Source organism: Pontibacter mucosus, from assembly GCF_003054055.1.
Taxonomy (GTDB): Bacteria; Bacteroidota; Bacteroidia; order Cytophagales; family Hymenobacteraceae; genus Pontibacter; species Pontibacter mucosus.
On record NZ_QBKI01000004.1, the window covers coordinates 34744 to 51225 of the forward strand.

At 52.2% G+C, this 16482-nt stretch carries 12 protein-coding genes; 7 read left to right on the forward strand and 5 right to left on the reverse strand.

The genetic code is table 11. The features are described 5' to 3' along the window. Positions 1 to 18: 18 nt before the first annotated feature. On the reverse strand, positions 19 to 3009 hold the full coding sequence (locus C8N40_RS08870) for a TAT-variant-translocated molybdopterin oxidoreductase (protein ID WP_108211437.1): 2991 nt from the start codon (positions 3007 to 3009) through the stop codon (positions 19 to 21). Positions 3010 to 3052: 43 nt separating this feature from the next. Continuing rightward, the gene (locus C8N40_RS08875) at positions 3053 to 4324 is read right to left on the reverse strand and encodes a c-type cytochrome (protein ID WP_425440658.1); all 1272 of its coding nucleotides are present in this window, start codon (positions 4322 to 4324) and stop codon (positions 3053 to 3055) included. Positions 4325 to 4900: 576 nt separating this feature from the next. On the opposite strand from C8N40_RS08875, the gene rpsF reads away from it, so the two are divergent. The 5 genes from rpsF (at position 4901) to C8N40_RS08900 (ending at position 9464) form a co-directional block, all read left to right on the forward strand. Continuing rightward, positions 4901 to 5269, forward strand: a complete 369-nt coding sequence (gene rpsF / locus C8N40_RS08880; protein ID WP_092104661.1) for a 30S ribosomal protein S6 — start codon at positions 4901 to 4903, stop codon at positions 5267 to 5269. Then, on the forward strand, positions 5269 to 5520 hold the full coding sequence (gene rpsR / locus C8N40_RS08885) for a 30S ribosomal protein S18 (protein ID WP_092104663.1): 252 nt from the start codon (positions 5269 to 5271) through the stop codon (positions 5518 to 5520). The genes rpsF and rpsR overlap by 1 nt, the downstream gene beginning before the upstream one ends. Positions 5521 to 5532: 12 nt before the next feature. After that, positions 5533 to 5976, forward strand: coding sequence for a 50S ribosomal protein L9 (gene rplI, locus C8N40_RS08890; RefSeq protein WP_108211439.1), 444 nt, complete (start codon positions 5533 to 5535; stop codon positions 5974 to 5976). A 249-nt stretch (positions 5977 to 6225) separates the two neighbouring features. Further along, a complete protein-coding gene (locus C8N40_RS08895) occupies positions 6226 to 7206 on the forward strand; it encodes a GSCFA domain-containing protein (protein ID WP_108211440.1) in 981 nt (326 codons plus the stop codon). A gap of 191 nt (positions 7207 to 7397) precedes the next feature. Further along, entirely contained in the window at positions 7398 to 9464 is a 2067-nt protein-coding gene (locus C8N40_RS08900) for a thioredoxin domain-containing protein (protein WP_108211441.1), read from the forward strand. 46 nt (positions 9465 to 9510) lie between these two features. On the opposite strand, the gene C8N40_RS08905 is transcribed toward C8N40_RS08900, so the two are convergent. Further along, positions 9511 to 10248: an SDR family oxidoreductase gene (locus C8N40_RS08905; protein ID WP_108211442.1), complete on the reverse strand. Its 738-nt coding sequence runs from the start codon at positions 10246 to 10248 to the stop codon at positions 9511 to 9513. 210 nt (positions 10249 to 10458) lie between these two features. Here C8N40_RS08905 and C8N40_RS08910 point away from each other — a divergent pair, with 210 nt between their 5' ends. After that, a complete protein-coding gene (locus C8N40_RS08910; protein ID WP_425440656.1) occupies positions 10459 to 13761 on the forward strand; it encodes an amidohydrolase family protein in 3303 nt (1100 codons plus the stop codon). A 133-nt stretch (positions 13762 to 13894) separates the two neighbouring features. Here the strand turns inward: C8N40_RS08910 and C8N40_RS08915 are convergent, their stop codons facing one another. Further along, positions 13895 to 14425 carry an REP-associated tyrosine transposase gene (locus C8N40_RS08915; protein WP_108211443.1) on the reverse strand — a complete coding sequence of 177 codons (531 nt, stop codon included), beginning with the start codon at positions 14423 to 14425 and terminating at the stop codon, positions 13895 to 13897. Between the two features lie 114 nt (positions 14426 to 14539). Then, positions 14540 to 15721 (reverse strand): serine hydrolase domain-containing protein, encoded by a 1182-nt coding sequence (locus C8N40_RS08920; protein WP_108211444.1) that lies wholly within the window; start codon positions 15719 to 15721, stop codon positions 14540 to 14542. 112 nt (positions 15722 to 15833) lie between these two features. Here C8N40_RS08920 and C8N40_RS08925 point away from each other — a divergent pair, with 112 nt between their 5' ends. Further along, positions 15834 to 16427 carry a DsbA family oxidoreductase gene (locus C8N40_RS08925; RefSeq protein WP_108211445.1) on the forward strand — a complete coding sequence of 198 codons (594 nt, stop codon included), beginning with the start codon at positions 15834 to 15836 and terminating at the stop codon, positions 16425 to 16427. Positions 16428 to 16482: the final 55 nt, after the last annotated feature.

The following is a 16482-nucleotide window of genomic DNA, read 5'->3' on the forward strand; positions in this document are numbered from 1 at the left end:
AGCTCTCAGTATTTAATGTTAAGCTAAGTTTCTAATTTTAGTCAGGTATGTGATGTTCGGCTGAACGTTCAATTCTTCCAACACGTGGAAGGCACGCTCACCCTGCTGACGGGCCAGTATCTTAGAGATACGGCTTTCAGGGTCCTTCATGTCACCGAACACGATTGCCTCAGTAGGGCAAGACTGGGCGCAGGCCGTCACGATTTCGCCGTCTTTCGGTCTTCTGTTCTCGCGTTTTGCCTCCAGCTTACCTAACTGCACACGCTGCACGCAGAAAGAGCATTTCTCCATCACACCCCTGCCACGCACTGTCACATCCGGGTTCAGCACCATCTTGCCAAGGTCGTTGTTCATCGGCTCGTTAAAGCCGAACTTATCGTTGTTGGCATAGGCAAACCAGTTGAAGCGACGCACTTTGTAAGGGCAGTTGTTCGCGCAGTAACGTGTACCTACGCAGCGGTTGTAAGCCATCTGGTTGATGCCTTCCGAGCTGTGCATGGTAGCGGCAACAGGGCACACTGTCTCGCATGGCGCGTGGTTACAGTGCTGGCAAAGCATCGGCTGGAAGATAACGGTTGGGTTATCGGCCGGGTGCTCCATCTCAGCGTAATCCTTCGGCTCATGCTCCTTGGCGCTGTAGTATCTGTCGATGCGCATCCAGTGCATCTCACGACGCATCAGCACCTCGGCTTTACCTACCACCGGAATGTTGTTCTCCACGTTACAGCTCATCGTACAGGCGCCACATCCGATACAGGAGTTCAGGTCGATGACCATACCCCAGTGGTGGTTCTTGTACTCGTAGTCATCCCAAAGAGAGATGGCAGCCGGTTTAGCCGGACCCTCGTGTGTGGCAATGCGCACATACTTGGTCACCTCTTTCGGGTTCTCCTTATACTTAGCGAAGGAGTTCTCCTGCACCACAATACGGTCCATGATAGTATGGTGCGTCTGTGTTTGTGCAATAGGAGAAGTAGCGTTAGTTTTCTCAAGCTTAACGCCGCTTGTATACAATACAGCGCCGTCATTTACCGTTGCTATACTATAAGCGCTTGCGCCCAAGCCTTTGGCAACTGGCATTACATCCAGGTCACGGCCAAAGCCCATAGCAATAGCCACTGTGCCGTTAGCCTGTCCTGGTTGGATAAGGGCTGGCAATTCAATGCTTTCGTTGTTTGCAAACGTAACTTTCAGCACATCGTCCTGCTTAACGCCCATATCCACAGCCATCTGGCGCGGCATCGCCACGTAGTTACCCCAGGTAGCCTTAGAAACCGGATCTGGAAGCTCTTGCAGCCATGGGTTGTTCGAGTTCTCGCCTCCGGCACCCATGGACACTTTCTCATATACTACGGCCTCAATAGCGGATGGCTGTATTTTTCTGATAGCGCTTGATGCCGTTGAAGCAGGTGCGCTTACTTTCAGCAGACTCGTGCCGTTTTCCAGCACGCCATCGTGCACCGCTTTTTCCCATCCTTCGTTAAAGTTTCCGCTGATAACCGTTCTCCAGTTATTGCGCATGTACTCGTAGAAGTCTGTGCTTTGGTTGCTCCACACCAGCAGGCTGTCCTGCATCTGGCGCGTTGTAAAGATTGGGCTGATTACCGGCTGAGAAATGCTCAGGAAGCCTCTCTTCGGCTCAAAGTCGTTCCAGGACTCCAGGTAATGGTGGTCCGGCGTTACGAAGTCAGCCAGTTTAGCTGTCTCCTCTACCCTATCTGCAAAAGAAACCTTCAGACCTACTTTCTGTAAGCCGGAAGCTACTCTGGCAGCTAGCGGGTGGTTGTAAACAGGGTTCGCATTGTAGAAGAACACAGCACCTACGGAGCCAGCGTTCATTTCTTCAATCAAACGGAGCATCGCCGCGTCGTTACCCTGCTTCACATAGTATGGCGCAGCAGTATCGATCGTAGAGCCTTCGGCGCCAAGGGCCGTGTTGATGGCCTTCACCAGTTCCTGAACACCTGGGTCGTTCGAGCCGGATACTACCAGCGCTTTGCCTCTGTTTGCCTGCAGGTCTTTCACAACAGTAGCCAGCAACTTGGCATCCACAGCCGTTCCTGAAGCGGAACCACCTGTTACCGCGCTGTGAAGTGCAGACACGAGGGCTGCCTCCTCAGATGGCTTGATAGGCACGCGCACGTCGGCGTTTGAACCAGTAAGCGACAGGATTGTCTCAAACTGGTAGTGACGCGACATTGCTGGGTTGTCAGGGTTAATTTTTCTGGTCTCGATGTATTGCTTTGCAAACGGAACCGGAGCTACCCAGGTGCCCAGAAAGTCAGCGTTGATACCTACAATGATATTGGCTTTGCTGAAATCATACCCTGGGATAACACCGCCGTTAGCCTGAAGCAGGCCGGAAGCAGAGTTAACATCATAAGTCACGTGCTCAAAGTTGCCGAAGCGGGAGCCGAACTCATCGATAAGCTTTTTAGTGGACGGGCTGATGATAGTAGAAGACACGAAAGCCACTTTGCCGCTCACATTGGCAAGGCGGGACTTAATCTGGTTATCAACCTCCTCCCATTTCGCCTCCTTTCCAGCAATCAGCGGGAAGCGCAGGCGGTTGTTATCGTACAGGCCAAGCAGGGAGCCTTGTGCCTTCGGGCTTGTTCCCAGTGGCGTAAGTCCTGAGCTTGGGTTTGGTTCAATCTTAATTGGACGAGCTTCACGGGTCTTTACCAGGATGCTGTTGTAATCTCCGCCCTGGTAGAACGTAGAAGCATACCAGTTGGCAACGCCTGGCTCAACGTCAACGGGCTTGTTCAGGTATGGGATTGCCTTACGCACCGGAGCCTCACAAGAAGCCAGTGATACGGCTGCCATGCTAAAGCCCAGCAGTTTTAAGAAGTCACGGCGGTGAGTTTTTCCGCTTGAAGCAGATTCTCCCCCCTCCGCTCCATTGATCGGCAGGAATTCTGGAAACTCGTTATGAGCATGCTTTTCGAATTCAGGAGTGTTTTCCAACTCCTCAATTCCTTTCCAGTATTTTATTCTGTCTTGCATATTATATCTAGAAAACTCGAATGCTAAATAAAATGGATATTGATTAGTAGTGGCACTTAGAACACTCCGAGCCACCGTTGGAAGACACTGTGAAGGCACCTTTAGAAGATGATTCGTGCAGCTCTACCAGCTTATCGTAGTAGCCGTTACCCTCTGTGTTCAGCGGCGTTTCGCGGTGACAGTCTATACACCAGCCCATGGTGAGGGGAGAATACTGGTAAACCACATCCATTTCCTGGATTGGGCCGTGGCAGGTCTGGCACTCTACGCCACCCACCTGCGTATGCTGCGAGTGGTTGAAGTAAGCCAGGTCCGGCAGGTTGTGGATACGAACCCACTGAATCGGCTCGTTGCGCTCAATGGCTCTGTAAATCTTCTGGATCTCGGCCGACTCCGTTTTGATCTGGCTGTGGCAGTTCATACAGATGTTTGCCGAAGGAATGCTGGCGCTTTTGCTCTCGTATACTGTTGTGTGGCAGTAGTTACAGTCAATCTGGTGCTCACCTGCGTGCAGTTTGTGCGAGAAAGCGATTGGCTGCTTCGGCGCATACCCCTGCTGAATACCGATGCCCATTGTCTTCTCAATAGTCAGATCCAGCAACACTACCACAAAGATCAGCACAACCAATGAGCGGACAGCGTTGGATTTGTACACTTTGGAGAAGTCGAAGCGCTGGTTAACCACCTCAGCATCATACTCGTTCAGCTGACGGTTCTTGTTCAGGTAGTTCTTCAGGAGGGAGGTAATCAGAAGCAGTGTCACCACCAGCACAATCAGCACGATAATCAGCACCACCAGCACAATGTCCAGGTAACCTCCTATGGCGCCAATGGCGTCCGTTCCTACATTCTCTCCGGCAACAGCTCCCTCTGGACCGGCAGCAGGTGCAGAAACCACACCTTTACCTGAGTCGATGTAAGCGAAGATAGACTTGATCTCGTCGTCAGAGAAGGCGAATGAAGGCATCGCCTGCTTGTTGAACTGATTGTAGATAGCCACTGCATCAGCATCACCCGACTGGATGAGTGCCTGTGAGTTTTTCGTCCAACTGATCAACCATGACTCGCTGCGCTTCTTTGTCACACCCTGCAAGCCTGGGCCTACAATCACGTCGCTGCCAGCAGAGTGGCAAACGGCACAGTTGTTCTTAAAAAGCGCCTCGCCTGCCGAGATCACCGCCGGATCCCCGGTCGTCACTTCCGCACCTTCGGTAGCACCAGGGTCTACACCTTTCTGGGCCACCTCCGCCTGTTCACTTGCCTGTGCAAACGCACCGAACGAAACCACCAGGGCTAACAGGAAGGTGTACAAAATTTTGGATTGAGTTTTAAGTATACAGCTAATCATAGCCAAGATCACTTGTGTTTAGTATATGATATGGTGAATTTACTTTACGGGCACAAATCTACTATGCGAATTCCATTATTCAAACAGAATAGGTTTATTATTTGCCCTCATCGGCCCCCCCCCTCTTTTACTCCAGTAACACCCTCTAAAAACCCATTTTCACACTGATTTAAGGGTTTTTATTTATAATCATTCTAAATAACTACAACCTTCCAATCAGAAACACCCACTTGTTTTTACTATATTTTACATAGATTTATCACCATTTACAATACTACTTGTTTGGCTTATCTCATTTTAACTTACACATTAAATTATTGCACTATTTTATTCATGAATTATTTATATATGGGAAGCCTTCATATATAATAAGTGCTGTTCAACGAGCTACCTTTATATATATATGTATACTTGGCGCCTCCCGCCTGACGATTACTTACCTGCAGGATACCATGCTTTACTTAATAATCAAAACTACCTATTGATTATTTAAAATAAGCAGCTTACCTTTGCAGGCTAAATTTATAACCATAAATCGAACCGATGGAATTGAGAAATTACGAAACTGTCTTCATTCTGACTCCGTTGCTCAACGAGACTCAGATGCAGGAAACGGTCGAGAAGTTCAGAGAGGTGCTAAAGGAAAATGGCGCCGACATTATCCACGAAGAAAACTGGGGTCTTCGTAAATTGGCTTACCCAATCCAGAAGAAGTCTACAGGCTTCTATCACCTGATCGAGTTCAAAGCGCCTACTAACGTAGTTGACGCGCTGGAACTGGCTTATCGCCGTGATGAAAAAGTAGTTCGTTTCCTAACAACCGCCCTTGATAAGCACGCAGTGACTTACAACGAGCGCAGAAGAAACGGCGAGTTCAAATCACAAGCTAAAAAAGAGGAGGTTAAAGGATAATGAGCTTAGTTAACGAAAAAGTCCACAAACAAGAGAACCGTCAGAAATACTGCCGTTTCAAAAAGAGCGGTATCAAGTATATCGACTACAAGGATGGTAACTTCCTGCTGAAGTTCGTGAACGAGCAGGGCAAGATCCTTCCAAGAAGACTTACAGGCACTAGCCTGAAGTTCCAGCGCAAAGTGTCTCAGGCGGTAGCCAGAGCAAGACACCTTGCCATTTTACCTTATGTAACGGATTCTTTAAAATAAGGAGGTCAGACGATGGAAGTAATACTGAAAGATGACGTTAAAGGCCTCGGCTATAAGAACGATATTGTAGAGGTAAGACCTGGTTATGGCCGTAACTACCTGATCCCGCAGGGTCTGGCGGTTATCGCTGACAAATCAAGCAAGAAAGTAGTAGCCGAAAACATCCGTCAGGCTGCTCACAAAGCTGAGAAAATCAAGAACGACGCGCAGGAGCTGGCTAACAGCATCGGCGACTTGACAGTTGAGATTCCTGCTAAAGTGGGTGAAACTGGTAAGATCTTCGGTTCTGTAACTACGCTGCAGCTTTCTGAGGCCCTGAAGGCCAAAGGCTTTGATGTAGACCGTAAGCGTATCTCTTTCGACCAGGACGTGAAGTCTGCCGGCGAGTATACTGCTACCCTGAGCCTGCACAAAGAGGTGAAGCACCAAGTGAAATTCAACGTAGTGGCTGAGTAAGCCTGCTTGAGTATATTATTATGAAAAGCGTCCTGTCCCGAAAGGCAGGACGCTTTTTTTGTACAGCCAAGTTTAAGACACCCGGAAGTAAAAGGTTTTTGGGGTTGTTGCGGATAAGGAACTGAAGCAGTTTATACTTTATTACTCCGAAAAAATCCTGGAATCACGTAATCCTAAAAACTCTGGTCCGTTTCATAATATCAAAAAGTCTTTTGTCCTTTGTCTCATACTCCATTGTCATAGTAAAGTATGTTCCGAACCGAAGTACAGGTCTCCCCCTCCACCTTAAGCCTTGGCCTGCAGCAGCCGGTGCTGACTGTTGGCTCCTGCTTTGCCGAGGTAATTGGCGCTAAGCTGCAACAATACAAAGTGGATGTGCTGGTAAATCCTTTTGGCACCATCTTCAACCCTATATCGGTAAGTTTGCTGTTGCAAGCAGCCGCGGGCAGGTCTTATACTTTTGAGGAGCACTTGGTGCAGCAAAACGGCATCTGGTACGCCTACGACCTCCACTCCTCCCTCTCCAGCGCCAGCAAAGAAGCGCTGCTACAAAACGTGCAGAAGAGGCTTTCCCAAACAAACCAGTACCTGCAAAACGCCTCGTTGCTGATCATCACCTTAGGTACCGCCATTGCCTACCGGCTGCAGGAAAGCGGCAAGCTGGTAGCCAACTGCCACAAGCTACCCGCCGCCAACTTCACGCGCGAACTGCTGACGGTAGAGGAAATGAAAGCCGCTTTTGAGCAAATGCTGGCACAGCTGAAACAGGTGAACCCAGGTATAAACGTGCTGCTTACGGTAAGCCCGGTGCGTCATATAAAAGAGACGATAGAGCTGAACAGCGTGAGCAAGGCCAGCCTGCGTGTGCTTTGCCACCAACTGCAGCAGGAGCATGAGCAGGTTCTATACTTTCCAGCCTACGAGATAATGATGGACGACCTGCGGGATTACCGCTTCTACAAGGAGGACATGCTGCACCCGACGACGGTGGCTGAGGCCTACATCTGGCAGAAGTTTGTGGACGCCTATTATGCACCAGAGTTCCGGCAGTTTATGGGGCAGTGGGAGAAAATACAGCGTGCCGTGGCCCACAAGCCGTTCCATCCGCAGTCGGAGGGGCACCAGCAATTCCTGAGAAACACGCTAAACCAGCTGGAGACCCTGCACCAGCAGTACCACATCGACACCAGCCTGGAAGCAGAAATACTGCAAAAACAGCTCCTGCCCTAGCTACAAGGGCTTTCCGGACACCTTTGCCGGCCAGGCCCGTACAATCCTGTGACCGGGCCAAAGCCACAGACGTTTCTACGATAGTCTATTTATACTTTGCTACCATACTCCTGCAACGTATAAAGTCTATACTTTCCGGCCTTGCTAAAGTATAGCCAAGCCGCTGTGCCTCCCGCTTAACCCTTAGAGCCATGACAGGAAACAAGAAACCCAACAGACTGATACACGAGAGCAGCCCCTACTTGCTGCAGCACGCCCATAACCCGGTGGACTGGTACCCCTGGGGCGAGGAGGCGCTGCAGAAGGCAAAGCAGGAGGACAAGCCTATCTTGGTAAGTATAGGCTATGCCGCCTGCCACTGGTGCCACGTGATGGAGCGCGAAGCCTTTGAGCATAAAAGTATAGCCGAGCTCATGAACAGGCACTTTGTCTGCATAAAAGTGGACCGGGAGGAGCGCCCGGATGTGGATGCCGTGTACATGGACGCCATCAGCGCGATGGGCCTGCAGGGCGGCTGGCCGCTGAATGTGTTCCTGACTCCGGAGGCAAAACCGTTTTACGGGGGCACCTATTTCCCGCCCAAGCAGTGGAAAGAGCTGCTTGACAGCATTGCCGAAGCATACACCAGCCACAGGCAGGAACTGGACGAGTCGGCGGAGCAGTTTGCCCAGCACCTGAACCAGAACGAACTGGCAAAGTATGGCCTGCAGCAAAAGAACTACCATGTGCGTGAGGATGACTTCAAGCTGATTGGGCATAACCTGAGCAGGAACTTTGACAAAAAGTATGGCGGCCTGGGTGGCGCGCCCAAGTTTCCGATGCCTGTCAACTACCTCTTCCTGCTGCGCTACCACCACCACACCAGCGACCAAACCATCCTCAACCACATCAACCTTACCCTGCGTGAGATGGCCTATGGCGGCATCTATGACCAGGTTGGCGGTGGCTTTGCGCGCTACTCGGTGGATGAGGAGTGGCTGGTGCCGCACTTCGAGAAGATGCTTTACGACAATGCCCAGTTAGTCAGTTTATACGCCGAAGCTTACCAGGCCACCCGGGAGTCGCTGTACCATGATGTGGTGTACCAGACCATCGGCTTTCTGGAGCGCGAGCTGATGAGCGAAGAGGGCGGCTTCTACTCCTCCCTCGATGCCGACAGCGAAGGCGAGGAAGGCCGGTTTTATACGTTTACCAAGGATGAGCTGCAGGACCTGCTGGGCGACGAGGAACCGCTTTTCTCCAAGTACTACCACGCCACCGTGACGGGCAACTTTGAGCACGGCCGTAACATCCTGCACCGCCGCATCCCCGACGAGAAGTTTGCCAAAGAGAACGAGCTGGAGCAGGATGTGCTGGAGGAGATGGTAACCACCTGGAAGGAGAAACTGATGGAGGTACGTGCCCACCGCGTGCGCCCGGCGCTGGACGACAAGGTGCTGACCTCCTGGAACGCGCTGATGCTGAAAGGGCTTGCGGATGCTTACCTGGTGTTCGGCAACAAGCATTTCCTGGAGCTGGCCCTCCAAAACGCGCGGTTTATACTTGCCAACCTGAAAAAAGGTGATAAGCTCTACCATACTTACAAGGCCGGCAAGGCGAGCGTAGACGGGTTTCTGGATGATTACGCTTTTCTGATACGGGCGCTGCTGCGCCTGTATGAGGTAACGTTTGAGGAGCAGTGGCTGCTGGGGGCCAGGCGCCTGACCGATTATACCTTGGAAAATTTCTTTGATGAGACAGAAGGTTTGTTCTTTTACACTGATAAGACAGCCGAGCAACTGATAGCCCGCAAGAAGGAGATTTTGGACAATGTGGTTCCGTCGTCTAATTCGGTGATGGCCACCAACCTGCACCTGCTCGGTTTATACTTTGATGAGGAGCGTTATACTTCCCTCTCCGACGACATGCTGGCCAGCGTGAAGGAGCTGCTGCTGAAGGAACCCTCGCACATGGGCAACTGGGCTTCTTTATACTTTCATAAGCTCACACCTACCGCCGAAGTGGTGATTGTGGGTCCGGAGGCACCGGAGATGCGCGCCGAGCTTACCTCCTTCTACACCCCAAACATCATACTCGCTGGCGCAGAAGGGGCAGGCAATACAAACATTCCGCTGCTGGAGCACAGAACCGCCATCAACGGAAAAACAACGGTGTATGTCTGTTATAACAGAACCTGCCAACTGCCGGTGCACACGGCTGCCCAGGCCCTGAAACAGTTGCAGGGCGCTGAAATGCAGCCTAAGTTTCCTTCGTTGTAACCTGAACAGGCGATGAGAAATAGCCCCAGCTCATCGCCTACTTATATTACGAATTGCTCATAATCCGCACCATTTCGTCTATCTCCTCCCGGCTGGCCAAGCGCGCCTTCTCCGACCGGCCATAGCCCACTTCCAGCTCGCCGGCTGCCATGCGTTTCATAATGCTATCGGTGAACTCATCTACCGGTACACCCATGGTATGAATGCCTACTCCTCCCAGGTCGGTATCCACGGCGGGCGGCACAATTTCGATGACGTTTATACTTGTGTGGGCCAACTCATGCCGCAGCGTCATGGTAAAGGAGTGAATCGCGGCTTTGGTGGCACTATATACCGAGGCAAACGTGCCCGGGGTAAACGCCAGCCCGGAGGACACGTTGAGGATAGCGGCCCGCTCCTGTTGCTGCAGATGCGGGATAAACAGCGCGGAGAGGTGAATCGGCGCCTCCACATTGATAGCAATCTCCTGCCTCCGCACCGACCAGGGCTCCCGGTCCTCCAAAAAGCTTCCCCTCCGCTGGATGCCCGCGTTGTTGACCAGTACATTCAGCTTTGGAAATGCCTTCGTGGCCCATTCGAACAATTCCAGGCGTTGCGCTTCCTCGGCCACATCACACACCCGGATGTGCAGCGCCGGGTGCTTCTGCCGGGCTTCCTGCAGCTTATCTTCCCTCCTGCCACAAATAATCACTTCACTTCCTGCTTTCAGAAAGCGCTCGGCCAGGGCAAAACCAATGCCAGTGGCGCCCCCTGTTATCAGTACTGTATTTCCGCCTAAATTCATGCTTTCTCCTTACTGCTCTGCCCTTTTTGTTGAGCTTAACTTTGTTGTAACACGTAACCTATCCCCCAGTTTGTACTCCTTTTCCGTCGGATAGGGTGCTCAGAATATAGGAAATCTGTTTATAGTTTAAACTCCTATCTGGCTACACTTCCCTTTGTGACTCTGAATGCTTAAATTACGTGCTGAAACCAACTAATCTTCAATCTACTAATGATGAAACGTACCTACCTGGGTATGGTACTGGCTGCGGCGCTTGCTCTCCCTTTCGGCGCGGCTCATGCTCAGGACTCCAAAAAAGAAGACGCTAAATGGAAAGTGGATGCCGCACACGGCCCACAGAAGGAAGTCACCATCACCACCAACGAAGGCACCTGGATGAGCGTGGATGTGAGCCCGGACGGCAAAGAGATCGTATTCGACATGCTGGGCGATATCTACATCATGCCTATCTCAGGGGGCAAAGCCAAAGTGTTGCGAACAGGACGCCCGTATGAGGTGCAGCCCCGCTTCAGCCCCGACGGCAAGTATATTTCCTTTACCTCTGATGCAGGTGGTGGCGATAACATCTGGGTGATGAAGCGCGACGGCTCTGATGCCAGGCAAATTACCAACGAAAACTTCCGCCTGCTCAACAACGCCGTCTGGACACCGGATGGAGAGTTTATCGTGGCGCGCAAGCACTTTACCAACACCCGCTCTTTGGGAGCTGGTGAGATGTGGATGTACCATCGCACGGGCGGCACGGGCGTGCAGCTGACTAAGCGCAAAAACGACCAGCAGGATGCCGGGGAGCCGTTTGTGTCGCCGGACGGCAAGTATGTGTACTTCTCAGAGGACATGAGTGGTGGCTCAAACTTTGAGTATAACAAAGACCCGAACGGGCAGATTTACGTGATTCGCCGCGTGGACCGCAACACAGGCGAGATTGAGAACGTGGTAACCGGCAACGGTGGCTCCGTACGCCCTGTCGTAAGCCGCGACGGCAAGCAGATTGCCTTCGTGCGCCGCGTACGTACCAAGTCGGTGCTGTTTGTGCACGACCTGAAAACCGGCGAAGAGTGGCCGGTTTACGACAAGCTGAGCCACGACCAGCAGGAAGCCTGGGCCATTTTCGGCGTATACCCTTACTTCTCCTGGACTCCGGATAACAAGCACATCGTGTTCTGGGCCGATGGTAAAATCAACAAAGTAGATGTTGCCTCCAAGCAGGTTTCCAATATTCCGTTTGAGGCCTCAACCACCCACTACATTACCGACATTGTGCGCCACGAGCACAGCAAGAACGGCGGCGTTTCGCCGGATAAGTTTACGGCCAAGGCGATTCGCCACGCCGTGACCTCGCCGGATGGCAAGACGCTGGTGTTTAACGCGGCAGGCTACATCTACAAGAAAGAGCTGCCAAACGGCAAGCCGGAGCGCATCACCAAGAGCCAGGAGTTTGAGTTCTATCCTTCCTTCTCTCCGGATGGCAAGCACATTGTGTACGCTACCTGGCACGACGACAACTTCGGTGGCCTCTACAAGCTCGATATCCGCAAGAAGAACGCCAAGCCGACGAAGCTGACTTATGAGAAAGGCTTTTATACTTCGCCTAAGTTCTCTCCGAACGGAAAGTATATCGTCTACAGCAAAGAGGGCGGCAACAACCACATGGGTTACGCGCACGGTAAGGAAAAAGGTATTTTCTACATGCCGGCCGATGGTGGCAAGGCTACGCTGGTGCAGGAGCGCGGCTCCAACCCGCAGTTCAACGCCACTTCTGACCGTATTTTCTACACCGGCTACCAGGATGGCAAGTATGCCTTCAAGAGCATCGACCTGAACGGCAAAAATGAGCAGACGCACTATACATCCAAGTATACCGACCAATTCTACCCAAGCCCGGACAACAAGTGGATTGGCTTTGTGGAGCTGTTCAACGGTTACATCGCACCGTTTACGGCCAACGGTTCCGGCGCGGACCTGAGCGCCGACTCGAAGGCTGTTCCGGTAGCCCGCTTCACCCGCGACGCCGGCACGAGCATCCACTGGTCAGCTGACAGCAAGAAGATTAACTGGGTGCTGGGCGACGAGTACTTCTCCAACGACCTGAAAAACCGCTTCAAGTTTGTAGAAGGCGCGCCGGAAGAACTGCCTGCCATCGATACGACAGGCACTAAGATTGGCCTGGAGCTGAAGACCGACATCCCACAAGGCAAAGTGGCCTTTACCAACGCCCGCATCATCACCATGAAGGGCGATGAGGTGATTGAAGGCGGAACGATTGTAGTGGACGGCAACCGCATTGTGGCGGTGGGCAAAGGCATCAATGTGCCAACTGACGCGAAAGTGATTGACGCTGCCGGCAAAACCATTATGCCGGGCCTGGTGGACGTGCACGCGCACCTGGGCACCTTCCGCCTGGGCATGAGCCCGCAGAAACAGTGGTCCTACTTTGCCAACCTGGCTTATGGCGTTACCACCACCCACGACCCATCTTCTACGACCGAAATGGTGTTCAGCCAGTCGGAGGCCGTGAAGTCGGGCGCAATGGTAGGGCCGCGTATCTACTCTACCGGTACGATTCTCTACGGTGCCGACGGCAACTTTAAAGCCGTAATCAACAGCCTCGACGATGCCCGTTCGCACCTGCGCCGCATCAAAGCCGTGGGTGGTTTCTCGGTGAAGAGCTACAACCAGCCACGCCGTGAGCAGCGCCAGCAGGTAATTCAGGCAGCGCGCGAGCTGGACATGAGCGTGTACCCGGAGGGCGGTTCTACCTTCTTCCACAACATGACCATGATTCTGGACGGACACACCGGCGTGGAGCACAACATTCCGGTAGCCCCGCTTTACAAAGACGTGCTGGAGCTGTGGAAAGCCTCCAAGGTAGGCTATACACCAACGCTGATTGTAAACTACGGTGCCACCAACGGCGAGTACTACTGGTACCAGAAAACCAATGTATGGGAGAAAGACCGTCTGCTCAAGTTTACGCCACGCTCTGTCATCGACGGTCGCGCCCGCTTCGTGACGCAAGTGCCGGACGAGGAGTATGAGAATGGCTACTTCGCTACCTCCCGTGCAGCCAAAGCTCTGACGGATAATGGCGTAAAAGTGAACCTAGGTGCACACGGCCAGTTGCAAGGCTTGGGAGCCCACTGGGAACTGTGGATGCTGCAGCAAGGCGGTATGACGAACCACGAAGCCCTGCGCGCTGCCACGCTGAACGGAGCTGAGTACATCGGCATGGGCCACGAGCTTGGTTCCCTGGAAACCGGCAAGCTGGCTGACCTCATCGTACTGGACGCCAACCCGCTGGAGAATATCCAGAACTCGGAGCAGGTGAAGTATACGATGGTGAACGGTCGCCTGTACGATGCCGCCACCATGGCTGAAATCGGCAACTACAACAAGCAACCGGGCAAGTTCTGGTGGGAGAACGACAAGTACGCCACCGCGTTTGACTGGCACGAAGGCACCGACACCCGCTTTGAGGGTATCGCCGGTGAGCACTGCACTTGCCGCCACTAACAGGCGTAAGTATGAAGTATAAAAAAGGGCTGCCCCATCCGGAGCAGCCCTTTTTCCTTCAATTAAGTCAAGTATGGCGCGAGCGTCCTCGCTCGTGTCTAAGTATAGCAGGGGCCTCTGGCCCTGTTATGATTTATACTTCTGCCAAATTTAAATCACTGTCCGGATTGGCACTACTAAAAGTATAATAAGCAGCATCTGTTACCAAGCCCGCTACCACAGGATTTTGTTCAATATAGTCTATCTTCTGCTGGAATATCTTTGTATCAGTTAAGTCTATGGGATGGTTGTGCTGCTGCCAAAACTGGAATTCTTTATTGTGCCTAATACTTTGTTTAAAAAAGCGAAACAAGTGTAATAACCACTCCTTTCTGCTTTCCATCGGATTGTTCTCAATTAAGTTGATGATACGCTTTGCTGTATAGCTTTTAAAATCACGTAGTATATCACTTAGGTTGCCCCTCTCTGCAGAACAAATTATATACAAATGGCTGGGCATAAGACAGTAGCTATAAATCCTTAGGCCCTTTTGCTTGCTGCAGTAATTGAGGTTTGCAACTACTTCATCGGCATATTCTCTTCTGGTAAAAATGTCAATCCAGCCAACAACTGTTAGTGTGACGAAGAATGTGCCATCCGGATGAATTTTATACTTTTCAGACATGCCAATTAATACGGACCCAACGTTGTAAAGTATAAAATGTAAAGGGGCCAGAGGCCCCACTATAGTAGGTCACGAGCGTGGACGCTCGCGCCATGATCAATCAACAACCCACAATTACTTCACCGCCTCCAGCACGCGCTTGAACAACTCGTTCTGCTTGCCATCATGCCAGCGCCATACTATCACAAGGTTATGCTCGGGGTCTACCCACACGGTATTTTGGCCGGCACCTAAGGCAGCGTAACTCGTAGCTGGGGCATCGGGCCAAGCTTTGCCTTCCGGGTTAAGCCACCACAGGTAGCCGTAGTCTGCCTTTATGGGGCCTGGCGAAGTTGCTTCCTTCACCCATTCCTCCGCTACCAGCTGCTTATCTTTCCAGCGGCCGTTGCGCAGGAACAGGTACCCGAAGCGTGCCTCGTCGCGGGTGCTTATCCAGAGGCCGCCGCCCCAACGCGTGCCGCCGCTCACCGAGGGCATCTGCTGGCCGTTTACCATTGCTGTAGAATTGCGGTAAGACACCCATTGCCAGGTTTGGGAAGCACCGATGGGGTCCATGATTTCGTCTTTGAGCACCTGCGGCAGCGGTTTCTCCCACACCCGCAGCAAAGAAAGGGCAAAACGATTGATACGCGTATCGTTATACTCGTAGAAGGTGCCCGGCTCCTGCAGCTCGCGTGGTTTACGCTCCCCACGGCCAAAGGCTTCCTTCCCAACAAAATCATGTTTCTTACCCCACAGTTCGCCCTCCCACTCGCTGGTTTGGTGGGCATGGTGCGCCCAGGTAACCTTGCTGTTGTGCTCCGACTCATACCCTCCGTCCTGCGCATACTTCGCCACGGGGTCGTTTATACTTTGAATAATTCCCTTATCCAGAGCCAAACCAAGTATGGTAGACAGAAAACTTTTGGCCACACTGTAGGTGGGGTCCGCGGCTTTGGTATCGCCCCACTCCGCCACAATATAGCCGTCTTTCAGGATGATGCCATTGGTACTAGCCCTGGTAGCGGGGAGTGGCCCCAGCGGCTCCCCGAAAATCTCTTTCTGCGTGGAGAAATCCTTCTCCATTTGCGTGGTTTCCTGCTGCTTCGCCCACTCCACGGCCTTCTGTAGTTTGGCCGCATCCAGGCCTACCTCCTCAGGGCTTTTCCGCTCCCAATCCTCTCCCGGACCCGGATAATAATATAAAGATTTCGTTTGCTGCTCCGGCAGGCTGGCCGTAGTAGTGCTTTGCGGTTGCGACTGGCAGGACGAAAGTCCCAAGGCCAGGAGCAGCGCGAGGTAGGTGTGCTTCAGCATTTTCAACGTATGGATTTACCGCACAATCTACTAAAATTCTGGATGCGCGCTACAGGACCAGTAACCTTAACACAGGGAGAGCGGTTGATAGATTTAACAAAGTATAAATCCGATGTTACAGATAAAAGTATACTCCGACTATGTGTGCCCTTACTGCTTTCTGGGCGAGGTGGTGCTGGAGCGGGCGCTAAAAGGGCTGGAAGACAAGGTGCAGGTGGAATGGATGCCCTTCGAGCTGCGCCCTTACCCTACCCCCACGCTAAAACCCGAGGAGGATTACCTGCAAACTACCTGGGCCAACTCTGTGTACCCTATGGCCAAACAACTGAACGTGCCGATTGTACTGCCCAAGGTATCGCCGCAACCCTACACGCACCTGGCGTTTGAGGGCTACCAATTTGCCAAAGAGCAGGGGCTGGGAGAAGCCTACACGCACCGCCTGTTCACAGCTTTTTTCCAGGAGGAGCAGGATATTGGAGATATAGCGGTGCTGGTAAAACTGGCAAAAGAAATAGGGCTGGACGAGGCGGCTTACCGGCAGGCGCTGGAGACACGAAAGTATAAAGCGGTACACGCGCAGGAGTTGAAGCAAGCTTATGAGACCCGTATCACGGCAGTGCCCACCTTCATCATTGCCGATAAGCAAGTGCGTGGCCTGCTGCGCGAAGAGGATTTGCGCCGTTTTATAAAACTGGAGCTGGAGTAAAGTATAAAAGTATGAGAGAGACAAATGTGCCATCCCTCTCATACTTTATAGCTCG

Coding starts and splice junctions, on each gene's coding strand:
- C8N40_RS08870 (WP_108211437.1), bottom strand. CDS start 3,009: ATGCAAGACAGAATAAAATACTGGAAAGGAATTGAGGAGTTGGAAAAC.
- rpsF (WP_092104661.1), top strand. CDS start 4,901: ATGGAATTGAGAAATTACGAAACTGTCTTCATTCTGACTCCGTTGCTC.
- rpsR (WP_092104663.1), top strand. CDS start 5,269: ATGAGCTTAGTTAACGAAAAAGTCCACAAACAAGAGAACCGTCAGAAA.
- rplI (WP_108211439.1), top strand. CDS start 5,533: ATGGAAGTAATACTGAAAGATGACGTTAAAGGCCTCGGCTATAAGAAC.
- C8N40_RS08895 (WP_108211440.1), top strand. CDS start 6,226: ATGTTCCGAACCGAAGTACAGGTCTCCCCCTCCACCTTAAGCCTTGGC.
- C8N40_RS08900 (WP_108211441.1), top strand. CDS start 7,398: ATGACAGGAAACAAGAAACCCAACAGACTGATACACGAGAGCAGCCCC.
- C8N40_RS08905 (WP_108211442.1), bottom strand. CDS start 10,248: ATGAATTTAGGCGGAAATACAGTACTGATAACAGGGGGCGCCACTGGC.
- C8N40_RS08910 (WP_425440656.1), top strand. CDS start 10,459: ATGATGAAACGTACCTACCTGGGTATGGTACTGGCTGCGGCGCTTGCT.
- C8N40_RS08915 (WP_108211443.1), bottom strand. CDS start 14,425: ATGTCTGAAAAGTATAAAATTCATCCGGATGGCACATTCTTCGTCACA.
- C8N40_RS08920 (WP_108211444.1), bottom strand. CDS start 15,721: ATGCTGAAGCACACCTACCTCGCGCTGCTCCTGGCCTTGGGACTTTCG.
- C8N40_RS08925 (WP_108211445.1), top strand. CDS start 15,834: ATGTTACAGATAAAAGTATACTCCGACTATGTGTGCCCTTACTGCTTT.